A 16,278-nucleotide genomic window follows, 5' to 3' on the forward strand; every position below is an offset into this window, starting at 1 on the left:
GTGGATTTGCGCGCCACATGGATCGAGGCGCCAGCGCGTGCGGTGGAACTGCTGCACGCTGCACCGACACCAGGGCGCCGCGCCTGCGCACAGGCCGTTTTGCGCCACTTTGGCCGCCCTGGCCGAGGCGCAACTTAAACCCGGTGGTACAACCGCCTTCATTGGGGGAAAAAGCCGCATGCTTCAAATCAGGCCGCCTTTGCTGGCATCCACCACAAAGTACGCGCTGCAGTTGCGCCGGGGCTTCCGGTGGCTGCGCTTCGATGCACCGCTGGAGGCGGAATACCGTGCCTATTGCAGCAGCCACGAATATGTGCGCGTGCTGTGGTTCAGCGCCATTTGCCTGGTGTTGTGGGGCGGCTATGCGCTGCTCGACCTGTGGCGCATCGATGCCGCGCTGCTCGATGTGCGGCAGCAGCCGCTGCTCATGGCCTTGCGCGTGGTGCGCCTGGCCGTGGCGGCGGTGATCGTGCTGGCGCTGGCCTGCGCGCTATGGCGCGTGCCGATCCGCGTGCTGCACGCGGCGCTGGTGCTGCTGGGCGTGTGCGTGAGCTGCGGCACGGCCTTTGCCGTCTATGCCTACAAGGTGCTGGGCCTGCCGCACGAGGCGGCCATCCTGGTGATGGTCATACTGTGCGTGTTCACGCCCTCCGCCATGAGCCTGTGGGTGCATCTGCTGGTGGCGCTGCTGTATCTGGCCTGCGTGGAGGCGCTGGCCTGGGCCGCGCCGCTGCCCCAGGTGCGTGACGAAATGCTGCGCCTGGGCGTGGTGCTGGCGCTGTCGGCGCTGGTGTTCGGCTTTGCCGCCTACTGGCGCGAGCACCAGCGGCGCGAGCAATTCCTGTACCGCGGCGACGCGCACTGGCTGGCCATGCGCGATGCGCTGACGGGCCTGTACAACCGGCGCATGTTCAACCACCACCTGGAGCAGATCATGGCCCAGGCGCGGCGCGAGGGCCTGCCGCTGGCGCTGCTGCTGGTGGATGTGGACCATTTCAAGGCCTACAACGACACCCATGGCCACCTGCAGGGCGACGCCGTGCTGCAGCAGGTGGCGCAGGTGGTCCTGGCCTGCATTGGCCGGCCGCTGGACATGGCGGTGCGCGTGGGCGGCGAAGAGTTTGCCGTGCTGCTGTATGGCAGCAGCGCCGACCATGCCAAGGCGCTGGGGCAGAGCCTGGTGGCCGGCGTGCGCCAGCGCGCCCTGGCGCATGGCGCCTCGCCGGTGGCCGAGGTGGTCACGGTGAGCGTGGGTGGTGCCATGCTGCAGCCCGACGACCGGCCGCAGTCGCTGTACGCGCGCGCCGACCGCGCGCTCTACCAGGCCAAGAACAGCGGGCGCGACCGCTGCCGCTGGGAGGCGGCGCTTCAGGCGTGAGTGACCCAGCCCGCGTGCTCGGGCGCATCCAGGTGCGGCAGGGTGTTGAAGGTCTGCAGCATCAGGCGCTTGGGGGCCACGCTGAATTCTGTGACGGCGCTGTTGCGGATGCGCATGTTCAGCGCGATCGTCACCTCGGGCGGGGTGGACAGCACCTGGCCCACGGCCGTGGCGATCGGCCCGCCGCTGGAGACCAGCAGCACGTTGTGCCCCTGGTGCTGGCGGCGCACCCGCTCCAGCGCGGTGCGCACGCCGCCGGAAAACGCGTCCCAATCGGGCATGCCCGCGGGGCTGATGGTGCCGGCCATCCACTGCGCCAGCGCGTCGCACAGCAGGCGGAAGTGCTGCCTGAAGAGCTCGGGCGTGTCCGGGCGCGGCAGGGGCGCGGAATGTATGGCGCCTATCAGGGCCTGGCTGTCGTATTCGTCCAGGTGGGGCAGCAGGAGCGGCTCGGGCATTTCGCCCAGGCCCTGCCGTATGCCGGCCAGCGTCTGCGCGTGGCGGCGCAGCGTGCCGCACAGCACGGCGTCGAAGCGCAGGCCGCGTTCGCGCCAATAGGCGCCCAGGCGCTCGGACTGCAGCTGGCCGCGTTCGCTCAGCTGGTCGTAGTCATCCGCGCCAAACGAGGCCTGGCCGTGGCGCACGAGGTACAGGGTTCCCATGGGTGGAGATTGTGGCCAGATCGCGGTTTTGCGCTTGTCACGAGGGCGACCTAAGCTATCAAATTGAAAGCATTATGCCGCCATGCCGCCACCCGGGCGTGCCCGGGCGGACGGAGGCAGCAGGCGGCGCTCCTGGAGCCGGCCGAACCACTTGCGGAACATGTCCTCGGTGTCCATGCAGGCGTGGAAGCCCGCCTGCCGGATCTTCACCGAGCTCATGATGACCGGCGCCAGCGGCCCTTCGCGGCTGTGGTTCATCTGGAAGTCGGCATAGGCCGCGCCCTGGCCGATGAAGGCGGCCAGATCGCGCGGCGCGGCGAGCTGGTATGTGTCCACGATGCGTTCCCACGCCCGCTGCTGCATGGGCAGCAGCGCGGCCAGCGACTGCGGCTCGGGCGCGCCCGCGGGCATGCCCAGCGCGTCGGCGATGGCGGGCCAGACGTTCTGCCAGACGAACACGTCGCCGTTGTCCAGGTTGAAGGTCTCGCCCCGTGCGTTGGGCGATTCGGCGGCCCAGGCGCAGGCCTGGGCGATCAGGTCGGCGTCGATGGCCTGGTTCACGCGCGCCGGGCCGCCGGGGTAGGCCAGGGGCAGGCCGCGCTCGTGGCGCAGCCAGGCGTAGACGCCGATGGCGGGGATGGGGTTCATGTGGCTGCCCAGCGCGTCGCCGAAGACGATGCGCGGGCGCAGGATGGTGAAGTGCCACGCATCGCCGTTCTGGCCGCTCTGCGCCTGCCGCTCGCGTAGGAAGTCCTCCTGCAGCCAGTAGAAGTTCTCGTGCGCGTCGCGCGGCCAGCGCTCGCGCGCGGGCACGGCGATCTGCGGGTGGATGTGCACGCCGTAGGCCTTGCCGCCCTGCATGATGGTCACGTGGCGCAGCGTGCCGCCGGGGCGGTCCAGCGGCTCGACCACGTTGCGCAGCATCGCGAGGTTGATGCGCATCTGCTCCTGGTCGCGCCAGCCGCCCACCAGGCCGCCGGGCTGCTCGTAGACGGCGGCGTAGACCACGTGGGTGATGTCGTCGCGCGCGCCCAGCGCGGCGGCGCAGGCGGCGCCGTCCTGCAGGTCGAGCTGCAGGGCCTGCGCGCCGGGCGGAGGCGCGATGGCGCGGCGCGCCACGCCGATGGCGTTCCAGCCGGGCAGGCTGGCGAAGTGGCGCAGGCAGGCCTGGCCGACCACGCCCGTGGCGCCGACGATGAGGGCGGTGTTCGTCATTTCTTCACCAGCGGGCACTTGGACTGGGGCAGCGGCAGGAAGGCCTTGTCGCCCGGCACGGTGGCGACGAGCTTGTAGTAGTCCCATGGATACCTGGACTCGGCCTGGGATTTGACCTCGAACAGGTACATGTCGTGCACCATGCGCCCGTCCTCGCGGATGCGGCCGTTCCTGGCGAAGAAGTCGTTGATGGGCGTGGCCTTCATCTGGGCCATGACCTTGGCGGTGTCGTCGGTCTTGGCGGCCTGCACGGCCTTGAGGTAGTGCATGGTGGACGAGTAGGCGCCCGCCTGGCTCATGTTGGGCATCTTCTTCATCTTCTCGAAGTAGCGCTTGGACCAGGCGCGCGTGGCGTCGTTCATGTCCCAGTAGAACGCCTCGGTGAGCATCAGGCCCGCGGCGGTGCGCAGGCCGATGGCGTGCACGTCGTTGATGTACATGAGCAGGCCGGCCAGGGTCTGCTTGTTCCTGCCCTGGGTCAGGCCGAACTCGCGCGCGGCCTTGATGGTGTTGACCGTGTCGCCGCCCGCGTTGGCCAGGCCCACCACCTGGGCCTTGCTGTTTTGCGCGCTGATCAGGAAGGAGGCGAAGTCGGTCGCCCCGATCGGGTGCCGGGCCGCGCCCAGCACCTTGCCGCCGTGCGCCGCCACCACGGCGCCGGCCTGCTCCTGCAGGCTGTGGCCGAAGGCGTAGTCGGCGGTGACGAAGAACCAGTCCTTGCCGCCGCGCTCGGTGATGGCGCTGGCCGTCACGTTGGCCAGGGCGTAGGTGTCGTAGACGTAGTGCACGGTGCTGGGCATGCACAGGTCGCCCGTCAGGCGGTCCAGGCCCGGGCCGTTGAAGATGATCACCTTCTGCTTCTGCTTGGCGATCTCCAGCACCGCCAGCGCGGGGGCGGAGACGGCCACGTCCATGATCGCGTCCACCCGGCCGGTGTCGAACCATTCGCGCGCCTTGCTCGACGCGATGTCGGCCTTGTTCTGGTGGTCGGCCACGATCAGCTCGATCTTCCTGCCGAGCACCTGGCCGCCGAAGTCGTCGATGGCCATCTGGATCGCGGCGGCACTGCCGGGGCCGGTGATGTCGGCGAACGGGCCGTTCAGGTCGGTGAGGATGCCCAGGCGCACGACGTCGTCGGAAATCCGCGCGTCCTGCGCGCCGGCGGCCGTGGCCAGCAGGGCGAGGCCGGCGCACAGCGCGCGGCAGGCGCGGCGGATGGGGGAAGGCTGGTGCATGGTTGTCTCCTGATAGTGATGGTCAAAGCGTGGCGATGGGGGTGACGGGCGAGCCCACGGCGCCGGGCAGGCGCAGCGGCGGGGCGGTGAGCAAAAAGCGCGTGCGGCCGCTGGCGTGCAGCCGGTCGGCCAGCTCTTCGAGGTACCAGAGCTCCCCGAGCGGCAGCCCCAGCTTGAACAGGCAGTGCTCGTGCAGCGGCAGCACGGGGTAGGGCGAGCCGTCGGCGGGCACGCGCCGGGGCGGGTGGCGCTCCACGGCGTAGTTGTCGGCGATGAGGGCGGCGATGCCGCTGTCGGTGATCCATTGCAGCAGCTTCTCGTCGCCGCCGTCCAGCGCCGCGCAGCTGTGGTGCAGGCGGTGCGCGTCGGGCTGGCGCTGCATGGACAGCACCAGCCCGGCGAAGCCCGTGCGCAGCAGCAGCATGTCGCCGGGCTCCACGGTGGCGCCGCTGCGCTCCATGGCGCGCATGAGTTCGTCGTAGCCGATGTCGCGGAAGTCCATGCCATAGGCGCGTGCCAGGTCCATGAGCACGCCGCGCCCCTGCATGCCCTTGACGGCGAGGTGCTCCACGCCCAGCGCGCGGGCCACGCTCTCGTCGGGCGGGCGGCCCGCGCAGCACACGGGCTGGTAGCGCGCGGGCGCGCCGTCCTCGCCGCGCGCGGGCAGGCCGTGGTCCTGCGGGCCGAGGATGTGCTCGTGGCCGCGGTAGCCGTTGTAGTACACGGTGCGCAGGCGGCCGTCGCCCTCGGGGTCGAACAGCGCGCCCACGTGGGCCAGCGAGTCCCACTGCGTGGAGTACTGCAGCGACAGCAGCACCTGGTCGTCGCTGATCACGTCGGTGGCGCCGGCGTACACGTGGCCCAGCGGGAAGTTCACGTAGGGCACGTCGCCGCGCCGCGTGGGCCGCAGCACGGGCGGGTGGCGGCGCGGGTTCAGGCCGTTGCCGCCGGGGTAGTCCAGCGGCAGCGAGAGGCACAGGCTCACGCCCTCGCGCACCTCCTGCGCGCCCTTGCGCACCTGCTCGGGGCCGATCAGGTTGGCGCGGCCCAGCTGGTCGTCGGGCCCGAAGTCGCCCCAGTTCGAGCCTTCGGGGCGTTGTCTCCATCGCATGTGCATGTCTCCCGGGCCGCTCGTGCATGCGGCCTCGGGGGCAATGGTGTTGGGCGCGCGCGTGGCGCGTCAAACGCGGTGGCGAAAATTTCGAGGGCTGAAATCACGCGTCGGGAAAACCCTGGCGCGGCGGGCGCCCGGCACGCCCCGCCCTGCGTGGGCCGTGCGGCGCGGTGTTTCGCTGGCCGAAACCGGCTCAGCGCCCGGCGAGCACGCGCGCGAAGACCGCCGCGTCCACGTTGCCGCCCGTGAGCGCCAGGCCCACGCACTGGCCGCGCAATGCATCGCGCTCCTGCAGCGCGGCGGCGAGGGCCGCGGCGCCGGCGCCCTCGGCCACGTTGTGGGTGTCGGTGAACAGGGCGCGCATGGCGGCGGCCACCTCGTCGTCCGTGACCTGCACCAGGCGGTCCAGCGCGGGCAGGAGCACCGCCAGCGCCTCGGGGTCGGCCACGCGCACCGCCATGCCGTCGGCCAGCTGCGTGGCGACGGGCGATTCGACCACCCGGCCCGCGGCGAACGATTCGGCATAGGTGCGCGCGCCGCTGCTCACCACGCCCACCAGGCGCACGCGGTGGCCCAGGGCCTGTTTGGCCGCCACGGCGGCGCAGGCGCCCGAGCCCAGGCCTATGGGCACGTAGGCCACGTCCATGTGCGGCACGGCGCGCAGGAACTCCCACCAGTAGGTGGCCACGCCGCGCACCAGGCCCGGGTGGTAGCTGGGCACCATGTGGGCGCCGCGCCCGCCGGCCAGCTGCAGGGCGTGCTCGCGCGCGGCCTGGAAGTCGTCGCCATGCTCCACCAGGTTCACGCCCAGGGCGCGCATGGCGGCGTTCTTCTCCACCGAGTTGCCGTGCGGCACGACGATGGTGCAGGCCACGCCGTGCTGGCGCGCGGCCCAGCCGATGCTCTGGCCGTGGTTGCCGCGCGTGGCGCTGATGACCTCGCGCGGCAGCTGCCCGCTGCGCGCCAGCTGCTCGAAGTAGGTCAGGCCGCCGCGGATCTTGAACGCGCCCACGGGGTTGTGGTTCTCGTGCTTGAGCCAGCATTCCGTGCCCAGGCGCTCGGCGAGCAGGCCCCAGCGGTACTGGGGCGTGGGCTGGAACTGCTGGTAGACGATGCTGGCGGCGGCCTCGATGTCGGCCAGCGTGGGCAGGGAGGTGAGGGGCATGGGGGTGTCGATGTGGTGAGGGTGGAGAAGTGTCAGTCTGGCAGGTCCCAGTGGATGCGCTGCGGACCGCCGCGGGCCACCTGCGCGCGCAGGGCCGGGTCATCCATGTCGAACCAGCGTTTTGCGCCCATGGGGCGTGCGCTGGCAGCTCCTGGGTCGATAGCGATGATCTCCAGGTAGCTGCGCGGGTGCGCGGCGCTGAAGATGTCGAGCAGCCGGTTGTGCGTGCCCATGAGCGGGTGCTCGCCGCCCTGGGCCGGCTCCACGCCCAGCGTGCGGCGGCTCCCGTCGGCGCCTTCGCGCAGGCCGGCGGCCAGCACCACGAGGTGGTCGATGCCGGGACGGCAGGATGCATCGGTCACAGCCAGACCTCCCCGCGCACGCAGGTGGCCACATGGCCGCCGATCCAGACGGTGGCGCCCTCCTGCTCCACCTGCACCAGGCCTTCCATGCCCAGGGCCGCGCCCTGGCTGGCGCGGTAGGGCGCCTGGATGCGGCCTTCATGCAGCAGCCACTGCGCCAGGCTGGCGTTGAAGCTGCCGGTGATGGGGTCTTCGCGCATGGTGGCGCCGGTGCGGAAGAACACGCGCACCTCCAGGCCGGGCTGCGCCGGGGGCGGGCAAAGCGCGGCAAGGCCCACTTCCACCCCCAGGGCATGCAGCGCGGACAGGTCCGGCTGCACGGCGGGCAGGCGGTCCGGACCGGCGAGCAGCAGGGCCCAGAAGTTGGGGCCGTTGTCCAGCTGCTGGCAGGCCCGCACGTCGCCGCGCTCCAGGCCCAGGGCGCGCAGCACGGGTGCCAGTTGTGCCTCGGTGATGGGGCTGCGCAGGCTGGGGGGCGCGGCGAAGGCCAGCGCGCCCGCAGCGCCCACGCGCAGCGGCACCAGGCCCTTGGTGCATTCCTGCACCACGCGGCCCTGCCGCGGCTGGCCGCCCGCGGCCAGCCAGGCGTGGCAGCTGCCCAGCGTGGGGTGGCCGGCGAAGGGCAGTTCGCCGCCGGGCGTGAAGATGCGCACGCGGTAGTCCGCGCCGGGCTGCGTGGGCGGCAGCAGGAAGGTGGTTTCCGACAGGTTGGTCCAGCGCGCGAAGCGCTGCATCTCGGCGTCGGTGAGTTCTGCGCCGTCCAGCACCACGGCGAGCGGGTTGCCGAGGTAGGGCGTGGGCGAGAACACATCGACCTGCATGAAGGGGCGTTGGCGCATCTGGGACTCCTGCAAGAACCCGGGGGCGGGCGCGCATGCGGCGGCCGCCCCTGGGGCGGGGCGTGGGGTGGCGGGGCGGCCGTCAGGCGGCCGCTGCGCGGATGGCGGCGGCCAGAGCGGCGATGCCGGTGTCGATCTGCGCGGCGCTGGCCGTCACGAACGACAGGCGCAGCGTGCGCGTGTCGCCATGGTCGGCATAGAAGGCGGCGCCGGGCACGAAGGCCACGTTGCGCTCCACGGCCTTGGGCAGCAGTTCGATGGCGTTCACGCCTTCGGGCAGGCGCAGCCACAGGAACATGCCGCCGGCGGGGCTGTTCCAGGTCACGCCCAGGCCGGCCATCTCGCGTGCCAGCGCCGCCAGCATGGCGTCGCGCTGCTGCTTGTACAGCGCGCGTATCGTGGGCACGTGGCGCTCCAGGAAGCCGTCCTTGAGCACCTCGGCGACGATGCGCTGGTTGAAGCTGGGCGTGTGCAGGTCGGCCGCCTGCTTGGCCTGCAGCAGCTTGGGGTAGATGGCCTTGGGCGCGACCACGTAGCCCAGGCGCAGGCCCGGCGCCAGCACCTTGGAGAAGCTGCCCAGGTAGATGCAGCCCTCGGGGTTGCGCGCCGTCAGCGGCGGCGGGGGCGGCTGGTCGAACCACAGGTCGCCATAGGGGTTGTCTTCCACCAGCGGAATGCCCAGCTCGGCGGCCTTGGCCGACAGGGCGGCGCGGCGCGCCTCGCTCATGGTGCGGCCGGTGGGGTTCTGGAAGTTGGGCAGCAGGTACATGAAGCGCGCCAGGTCGGCGCCGCTGCCGGCCTGGGCGGCGAAGTCTTCCAGCAGCGGGCCATCGTCGTCGCTGGCCACGCTGACGATGTTCGGCTCCATGGGCGTGAAGGCCTGCAGCGCGCCCAGGTAGGTGGGGGTTTCCACCAGCACGCGGCTGCCCGTGTCCACCAGCACCTTGGCCACCAGGTCCAGGCCCTGTTGCGAGCCGGTGGTGATCAGCACCTGGGCCGGGTCCACGTCCCAGGGCAGCCAGCGGGCGACGGCCTCGCGCAGCGCGGGGTAGCCCTCGCTGGCGGCGTATTGCAGGGCCGATTGGCCGTCATGCGCGAGCACGGTGGCGCAGGCCTGCGCGAACTCCTGCACCGGGAAGGTCTTGGGCGACGGCAGGCCGCCCGCCAGGCTGATGATGCCGGGCTTCTCGGTCACCTTCAGGATCTCGCGGATCACCGAGGGGTTCATCTTTGCGGCACGTGCGGCCAGGGTCCAGTTCGTCATCGATTCATCTCCAAAAGGCGCGCGGGTATTGCGCCATCCATCACTTGAAAAATGCCGTTGTGCGGCGCGGTGCTGCCCTGCGGGTGGAGCAGCGCGCGCAGCATAACCGCAACCGTCAATTCCCCATCGGCATGCGCCTGCCGGCGGCCACGGTGGCCACCACCGCCGCGGCGAAGCCCAGCGTCACCAGGTCCAGCGGCTCGCCCAGCAGCGGGATCGCCGCCAGGATCGAGAAAAACGGCTGCAGCAGCTGCACCTGGCTCACGCGCAGCGCGCCGCCCAGGGCCAGCCCCCGGTACCAGGCGAAGAAGCCGGCCCACATCGAGAACACGCCCACGTACAGGAAGCCTCCCCAGGCCGAGGGCGCCACGGGCTGCGCGGGCCACAGCCACAGCGTGGCCGGCAGGGTGGCGGGCAGCGCCAGCAGGCACACCCAGCAGATCACGCGCTCGGCCCCCAGCGCCGGGGTGATGCGCGCGCCGTGGATGTAGCCGACCGAGGCCGCCACCACCGCGCCCACGAGTAGCGCGTCGGCGGCCTCCACACTGAAACCATGGCCCTGCTGCCAGCCGCGCAGCAGCGAGAACGCCACCACCAGCGCGCTGCCCAGCACCGCGCAGACCCAGAAACCCAGGCGTGCGCGCTGGTGCAGCACCAGCGCGGCCACGCCCGCCGTCACCAGCGGCAGCAGCGCCGTGACCACGGCGGCGTGGCTGGCCGTGACGCTGCGCAGCGCGTAGGCCAGCAGCAGCGGGTAGCCCAGGACGTTGCCCAGCACGGCCCAGCCCAGGTGCCTGAACTGGTGCGGCTGCGGACGCGGCGAGCGCGTGGCGAGCAGGAAGGCCGCCGACAGCAGGCCCGCCAGCGCGGCGCGGCCCAGCGTGACGAACCAGGGCGAGAGCTGGGGCTGCTCGGCCGTGCCGGTGGCCAGCCGCGTGGCGGGCAGGGTGACGGCGAAGATCGCCACGCCCAGCACGCCGAGCCACAGGCCCAGGGTCTCGGCCCGGTGCGCGGCGTGTGTGCCCCGGGCGGCGGCGGGGGCGGTCATGCAGCCACCATCCAGGCGGCCGTGAGCGCCAGCACCAGCGCCATGGCGCGGTTGAACCACAGCAGGCGCCGCCCCTGGGCGAGCCAGTGGCGCAGCAGCGCGCCCATGGCGGCGTAGGTGAAGTTGCTGGCGAAGGCGAAGGCCGTCATCACCGGCAGCACCACGGCCAGGCGCTGCAGGTGGTCCTCGCGTCCCACGACCCAGCCGGCCACGATGGTCAGCGCCAGCAGCCAGGCCTTGATGTTCACGAACTGCAGCAGCGCGCCCTGCCAGAAGCCCACCGACAGGCGCGCCGCGTCGGCCTCGGACAGCCGGCCCGACTGCGCCAGCCGGAGCGCCAGCCACAGCAGGTAGCCGATGCCCACGGCCTTGATGGCCCAGCGCAGCGCCGGCGCTGCCACCACGATGGCGCCCAGCCCCAGCGCGCACAGCAGCAGGAGCGCGCACCAGCCCACGGGCACCGACGCCACGAAGCGCATGGCCGCGGGCAGGCCGCGGTTGGCGGCCAGGGCCGTGGACAGCGTGGTGTTGGGGCCGGGCGTGAAGCTCATGGCGGTGGCCAGTACCAGCAGGGCGGTGAATTCAACCGGGGGCATGGGGCGCAGGGTCGCGGAGGGCAAAGGCTGCACTGTAGGGCGATGTTCCATTACAGTGCCGGTACAGATGGCCTTACACATGCACGAACTGTACAGGCCTGTCCACTGACACAGCCATGCTCACCCGCACCCCCGACCGCACCCTGACCGAACAACTCGCCGAGCGTTTCGCCGAGCGCATACGTGCGCGGCTGCTGCCCGCCGGCGCGCGCCTGCCCTCGGTGCGCGAATGCGCGCGCCAGCAGGGCGTGAGCCCCTACACCGTGGTGGCGGCCTACGACAAGCTGCTGGCCCTGGGGCTGGTGGAGGCGCGGCGCCAGCGCGGCTTCTATGTGCGCGACATCGTGCAAAAAACGCCTCCAGCGCAGGATGGAAAAGCGCCAGCAGCTATTTCTTCAGGAGCAAAGGCGGCCTCGCCGCTGGGCACCATCGGCGTGCGCCTGTCGGGCTCGCGCATCAACGCCACGGCGCTGATCCGCGGCATGTTCCACCAGGCGTCGAGCAAGCCCCAGCCCGGCTCGGGCGTGCTGCCCGTGGGCTGGCTGGAAGAGGCGCGCTTCCTGCCCGCCGCCGTGCGCAAGATCACCGCCGGCCCGGCGCTGCAGGGCGGCTCGCTGAGCTACGGCGAGCCCATGGGCGACGCCGGCCTGCGCCAGGCGCTGGCACGGCGCATGGCGGACATCGACATCTCCGCGCGGCCCGAGCAGATCATGACCACCGTGGGCGCCACGCACGCGCTGGACATCGTGAGCCGCACGCTGCTCAAGGCGGGCGATCCGGTGATGGTGGAGGAGCCGGGCTGGAGCGTGGAGTTCGCGCGGCTGGACGCGCTGGGCATGCGCGTGCTGCCCGTGCCGCGCGGCCCCGAGGGGCCCGACCTGGCCGTGATGGCGCGCTACTGCGAGCTGCACGCGCCCAAGCTGTTCGTGAGCGTGAGCGTGCTGCACAACCCCACGGGCTACAGCCTGTCGCCGGCCAGCGCGCACCAGGTGCTGCAGCTGGCCGAGCGGCACGGCTTCTACATCGTCGAGGACGACACCTACGGGCACATCGCGCCCGATCACGCCACGCGCCTGTCCGTGCTCGACGGGCTGCGCCGCACCATCTACGCGAGCGGCTTCGCCAAGATCCTGGCGCCCAACTGGCGCATTGGCTACCTGGCCGCGCCGCCCGCGCTGGTCGAGCGCATGCTGGACACCAAGCTGCTGTCCACGCTGACCACGCCCTCCATCCTGGAGAAGGCGCTGGCGCTGTGCATCGACCAGGGCCAGCTGCGCCGCCACGCCGAGCGCATCCGCCAGCGCCTGGCACAGGCGCGCGCGCGCAGCGTGCAGCTCGCGCTGGAGGCGGGCTGCAGCTTCGCGGCCGAGCCCGCGGGCATGTTCGGCTGGGTGGAGACCGGCGTGGACACCGACATGCTGGCCCAGCGCATGCTCGACGAGGGCTACCTGATCGCCCCCGGCGCGCTGTTCCACGCCACGCGCCAGCCCTGCACGCTCATGCGCATCAACTTCGCCAACACGCAGGAGCCGGCGTTCTGGCGCACCTGGAAAGAAGTGGTCAAATCAGGCTGAAACGCCCGTCCATCAAGCGTTTACAGCTATTTTTCGTATAGCTTTCACTGCGCGAGCTGCGCCGCCGCCTCGGCCGCGATGCGGCGCACGCAGTCGGCGGCGGGCTCCACGCCGGCGATGCGGTCCACGCCGCGGCCGGCATAGAGGGCCATGGCCTCGAAGTCGCCGGTCATGGAGCGCAGCGGCGAGTCGGTGCTGAACAGGTGGATGGGGCGGCCCTCCTCCTCGCCGATCACCGCGGGGCCGGTGGCGGGCGCGGGGCCGAACGGATCGCCGCGCTCGCCGCAGGTGACGCTGTTCCTGAGCACGCGCACGGCGGCATGGGGTGGCCAGTTGACGTGGAAGTCCTCGGTCAGCAGCGTGTCGCTGGCGCGCGCGGCCACCAGGCGGCGCTTGTGGTAGTCGTGGGCGAAGGATTCGTGCGTGGCGATCAGGGCCGTGCCCAGCACGGCGGCCTGCGCCCCGGCCGCCAGCACGCGCGCCACGTCGCGCCCGTCGGCCAGGCCCCCGGCGGCGGCCACGGGGACGCGGGCCGCGGCCAGCACGCCGGCCAGCAGCCCGGCCAGCGGCTGGCGCCCGCGCACGTGGCCGCCGGCCTCCACGCCCTGGGCGATGAGGGCCTGCGCGCCGGCCTCCTGCGCATCCAGCGCGTCCTGCACCGATCCCACCTGGTGCACCACGGTGATGCCGGCGCCGCGCAGCCGCGCGATGATGGCCCGGTCCACGTCCCAGAACAGCCCGACCACGGGCACGCGCAGCGCGATGCACAGCTCCACCTGCTCGTGCAGCAGCGGCGCCGGTGTGCCGGCGGGGATCAGGTTCACGCCGAAGGGCTGGCCGGTGCGCGCGCGCAGCCGGGCCACCTCGCGCTCGATCAGCGCCAGCGGCTCGCGCACCATGCCCAGGAAGCCGAAGCCGCCGGCCTCGGTGACGGCCGCCACCAGCTCGTGGCGCGACACGCCGCCCATGCCGGCGAGCAGCAGCGGCAGGCGGCAGCCCAGCAGGTGGCACAAGGGGGTGGGGCTGAGGGTGGCGGGCATGGCGGTTCCTGTTCGCTATCGGCTGGCTGGCCATGATGCGGCGCCGCCCCGGCACGCGCAAGCCGCCGCGGCATGGCCGGCAAGGTCTTTGCTGCCGAAAAAGATGGCTGCCAGCGCCTGCCCGGCGCGCCCTGCAGGCTCTAATGTGCTGCGGGCCGCTCCACGATCACTTCGGAGAGCACGCGCAGCAGGCTGCGGTTGACGTATTCGAGCTCCAGCGCGTGCGTCTCGCACAGCTGGCGGATGGCGCCCGCGTCGTCGCCTTCGAGGGCGCAGGCCAGCTCCAGGCTGGGGGCGTAGGGGCCGGTGCGCAGCACGGCGGCGTTGTACACGCGCTCGGACAGCGGCAGGCGGCGCAGTATGGTGCCCAGGGGTTCGTGCAGCAGCTCGTCGAGCTGCGAGAACAGGCCGCTCAGGTAGACCTCGCAGCGCAGGTCCTTGCCCGCGCCGGATTCGAGCAGCTGCTCGGTCAGGCGCGCGCGCAGCACCATGGCGGTGCGTATGGGGCGCAGGTCGGGCTCGGTGCTCGCGTGCGGCAGCTGCTCGGCCAGCCAGCGCCCGAGCGAGCCGTAGCCCATCATCACCAGGCCGCGGCGCAGCGAATCCACGCCTGTGCGCAGGCCCAGGGCCGCGGAGTTGGTGTAGGTCATGAAGCGGTAGGCCAGCAGCGGGTCCTCGCCCAGGATCTGCTCGAAGCGGTCGATGGACTGGTCCTCGTCGATGGCCTTGAGCAGCCTCTGCACCACCTCGTGCGCGGGCTGGGGCGGCTGGTGGCGCAGGGCGTGGAGCACGTCCTCCAGGGGCCAGCCGGCCACGGCCAGGGCGCTGCCCTGGCCCAGGCAGTGCGCCAGCAGCGCGCGGCTGGCCACGTTGTCGTACATCTGGCCGGCGATCAGCGGGCTGCGCTGCGCGGCCGCGTCCGCCTGCAGCGCGCGCACGGCGTCGCCGCTGGACAGGTGCAGCAGGCTGTTGTCGAACAGCCGCGCGGTCTCGGTGTCGGGCAGGTGGTCGAGGGCGCCGCCCCATACCAGGCGCAGGCCCCGGGCGTGGGCCTGTTGGGTGCGCTCGCGCACCGCGGGCAGGGCCATCCAGTCGCCCGGCACCTCAATCCAGGGCGCGCCGCGCGGCGCATGCGCCAGCAGGTCCATGAGCAGCGGCTGCGAGCGCGGCGACAGCAGCAGCGGAGGCGAGCCGGCGCTCCACAGCTCCTGGATGGTGCGCAGCAGGTGCGGCGCGTCCACCATCGCCGTGCCCTGGCCGTGCACGTAGAGCTGTACGCCGGCCAGCTTGCGCGCGGCATTCCACAAGGGGCGGTAGCCCAGGACGAGGCTGCCAAGAACGGATTGGACCATGAGGGGTGGACAAGAATGAGAGGCAACCGCCATTGTCGGGCCGGGCGCGGCCCCGCAGGCGGCGAGAAAACCCGCGTCAGCTCATGAAGTTGAACAGCGACAGCTTCTGCACCATGGCGTAGGACTGGAGCGCCGCCTGGTAGCCCACCTGGGCGTTCTGGAAGTCCGAGATGCCCTTGACCATGTCCAGGTCCTCGGCGCGCGAGCGGTCGGCTTCGAGCTGGATGGATCGGTTGTCCTGGTCGCCCGTGATGCGGTCGGCGCGGTTGAGCAGTTCGCCCGCGTAGCCGCGCATGTTGTGGATGCGCTCCAGGCCGGCGTCGATGTTGGCCAGGGCCTGGCCCACGGCCTGGGCGGCGGCGTTGTTGTTGGCCGCGCCGCCGATGCCCTTGATGGCGCTGTCCAGCGTGCTGAGCATGCTGGCGCTGGCCGACAGCGTGACCGTGTCGCCCGGCGCGGGCGAGAGCACCGTGGCCCCGCTGACGGGGTCCTTGGTGGCCAGGGCGCTGATGCTGAAGCCCAGCGTGGCGCCGCCAGGGTCGGTGATGCTCACGGGAATGCTGGAGGCCTTGCCCGGCGTGAGGTTGGACACCGTCTGCGGGCCCGGCGAGGTGTAGGCCGGGTTGGTGCTGGTGATGTCGTAGGTGGCGTTGAAGGTGCCGTCGGGGTTGGTGGTCACGCCCGAGAAGGTCACGCTGTAGGTGTAGGGCGCGGCGGGCGGCGCGGGCTCCTGCAGCTGCTGCGGGTTGGTCACCGTCACCGCGCTGGTGGTGAACTGGCGGCCGTTCAAAGGGTAGGCCGGATTGGCGTTGGAGATGGCTGCCTCGAACACGCCGTCGCGCTGCGGGTCGAACATGAAGGCCGCGTGCCCGTCCAGCGTGGAGGCGATCGACGTGCCCGTGCTGGCGTTCTGCCCCGGCTGGCCGTTGAACAGATAGTCCGGGCCGCCCGAGAGCGGGCCGAGGAAGGCGGTGAGCTGGCTGCCCAGCGCCCCCAGCAACGGCACGCCGTTGGTGTCCTTGCGGTTGACGATGTCGGTGAGCTGCTCGCGCAGGCTTTGCAGCTGGTTGGCGATGGTCGTGCGGTCCTCGGGCTTGAGGGTGCCGCCGCCCGCGTTCACGACGAGCTCGCGCATGGACTGCACCACGCCCACCGCGTCGCCCAGCGTCGATTCCGCCTGGGCGATGGCGTTGCGCTGCGTGTCGAGCGCGCGCTGCTCGGCCTGGATGCGGCTGATGCGCGTGAGCGCGCGCTCGGCCTGCGCGGCGGCCACGGGGTCGTCGCTGGCGCGCACCACGCGCTTGCCCGAGGTGAGGTTCTCCTGCAGGTTCGTCAGCGTGCCCTGGCGCGCGCCGAGGTTGCGGATGGTGCTGTCGTACATGTTGGCCGTGGCCGTGCGCTGGATGGTGTTGCTGCTCATGTCGGACTCCGTGG

General features: G+C 71.9%; 14 protein-coding genes and 1 pseudogene. 2 read left to right on the plus strand and 13 right to left on the minus strand.

All coding sequences use genetic code 11. The features are described from left to right. The first annotated feature begins 199 nt into the window (after positions 1–199). Positions 200–1,378, plus strand: coding sequence for a GGDEF domain-containing protein (locus tag ACX12L_RS04135; protein WP_459261418.1), 1,179 nt, complete (start codon positions 200–202; stop codon positions 1,376–1,378). On the opposite strand, the gene ACX12L_RS04140 is transcribed toward ACX12L_RS04135, so the two are convergent. The 10 genes from ACX12L_RS04140 to ACX12L_RS04185 all read right to left on the minus strand — a co-directional run bounded on the left by ACX12L_RS04140 (position 1,369) and on the right by ACX12L_RS04185 (position 10,878). After that, positions 1,369–2,040 carry a histidine phosphatase family protein gene (locus ACX12L_RS04140; protein ID WP_459261419.1) on the minus strand — a complete coding sequence of 224 codons (672 nt, stop codon included), beginning with the start codon at positions 2,038–2,040 and terminating at the stop codon, positions 1,369–1,371. The genes ACX12L_RS04135 and ACX12L_RS04140 overlap by 10 nt on opposite strands. Before the next feature lie 72 nt (positions 2,041–2,112). Then, entirely contained in the window at positions 2,113–3,255 is a 1,143-nt protein-coding gene (locus ACX12L_RS04145; RefSeq protein ID WP_459261420.1) for an SDR family oxidoreductase, read from the minus strand. Beyond that, positions 3,252–4,490 (minus strand): ABC transporter substrate-binding protein, encoded by a 1,239-nt coding sequence (locus ACX12L_RS04150; protein ID WP_459261421.1) that lies wholly within the window; start codon positions 4,488–4,490, stop codon positions 3,252–3,254. Before ACX12L_RS04150 ends, ACX12L_RS04145 begins: the two co-directional genes overlap by 4 nt. A 22-nt stretch (positions 4,491–4,512) precedes the next feature. Next, positions 4,513–5,601 carry a cyclase family protein gene (locus tag ACX12L_RS04155; RefSeq protein ID WP_459261422.1) on the minus strand — a complete coding sequence of 363 codons (1,089 nt, stop codon included), beginning with the start codon at positions 5,599–5,601 and terminating at the stop codon, positions 4,513–4,515. Positions 5,602–5,797: 196 nt separating this feature from the next. Further along, positions 5,798–6,769, minus strand: a complete 972-nt coding sequence (locus tag ACX12L_RS04160) for a threonine dehydratase (RefSeq protein WP_459261423.1) — start codon at positions 6,767–6,769, stop codon at positions 5,798–5,800. Positions 6,770–6,801: 32 nt separating this feature from the next. Further along, positions 6,802–7,131 carry a VOC family protein gene (locus ACX12L_RS04165; protein WP_459261424.1) on the minus strand — a complete coding sequence of 110 codons (330 nt, stop codon included), beginning with the start codon at positions 7,129–7,131 and terminating at the stop codon, positions 6,802–6,804. Beyond that, positions 7,128–7,970, minus strand: a complete 843-nt coding sequence (locus ACX12L_RS04170; protein WP_459261425.1) for a PhzF family phenazine biosynthesis protein — start codon at positions 7,968–7,970, stop codon at positions 7,128–7,130. Before ACX12L_RS04170 ends, ACX12L_RS04165 begins: the two co-directional genes overlap by 4 nt. 82 nt (positions 7,971–8,052) lie before the next feature. Beyond that, positions 8,053–9,234, minus strand: a complete 1,182-nt coding sequence (locus ACX12L_RS04175; RefSeq protein WP_459261426.1) for an aminotransferase-like domain-containing protein — start codon at positions 9,232–9,234, stop codon at positions 8,053–8,055. Positions 9,235–9,349: 115 nt separating this feature from the next. After that, complete coding sequence (locus ACX12L_RS04180; protein WP_459261427.1) at positions 9,350–10,282, minus strand: DMT family transporter; 933 nt, start codon at positions 10,280–10,282, stop codon at positions 9,350–9,352. After that, on the minus strand, positions 10,279–10,878 hold the full coding sequence (locus ACX12L_RS04185; RefSeq protein WP_459261428.1) for a LysE family translocator: 600 nt from the start codon (positions 10,876–10,878) through the stop codon (positions 10,279–10,281). The genes ACX12L_RS04180 and ACX12L_RS04185 overlap by 4 nt, the downstream gene beginning before the upstream one ends. Before the next feature lie 116 nt (positions 10,879–10,994). Between ACX12L_RS04185 and ACX12L_RS04190 the strand changes: the two genes are divergently transcribed. Further along, positions 10,995–12,452, plus strand: coding sequence for an aminotransferase-like domain-containing protein (locus tag ACX12L_RS04190; protein WP_459261430.1), 1,458 nt, complete (start codon positions 10,995–10,997; stop codon positions 12,450–12,452). A 53-nt stretch (positions 12,453–12,505) separates the two neighbouring features. Here the strand turns inward: ACX12L_RS04190 and ACX12L_RS04195 are convergent. The 3 genes and pseudogenes from ACX12L_RS04195 to flgL form a co-directional block, all read right to left on the minus strand. Next, positions 12,506–13,492: pseudogene (locus ACX12L_RS04195) on the minus strand (NAD(P)H-dependent flavin oxidoreductase); the annotation flags it as partial. 140 nt (positions 13,493–13,632) lie between these two features. Beyond that, the gene (locus tag ACX12L_RS04200) at positions 13,633–14,844 is read right to left on the minus strand and encodes an HDOD domain-containing protein (protein WP_459261431.1); all 1,212 of its coding nucleotides are present in this window, start codon (positions 14,842–14,844) and stop codon (positions 13,633–13,635) included. A gap of 76 nt (positions 14,845–14,920) precedes the next feature. Then, positions 14,921–16,264 carry a flagellar hook-associated protein FlgL gene (gene flgL, locus ACX12L_RS04205; RefSeq protein ID WP_459261432.1) on the minus strand — a complete coding sequence of 448 codons (1,344 nt, stop codon included), beginning with the start codon at positions 16,262–16,264 and terminating at the stop codon, positions 14,921–14,923. Positions 16,265–16,278: the final 14 nt, after the last annotated feature.

The sequence above is a fragment of the Alicycliphilus sp. T452 genome, assembly GCF_054512775.1.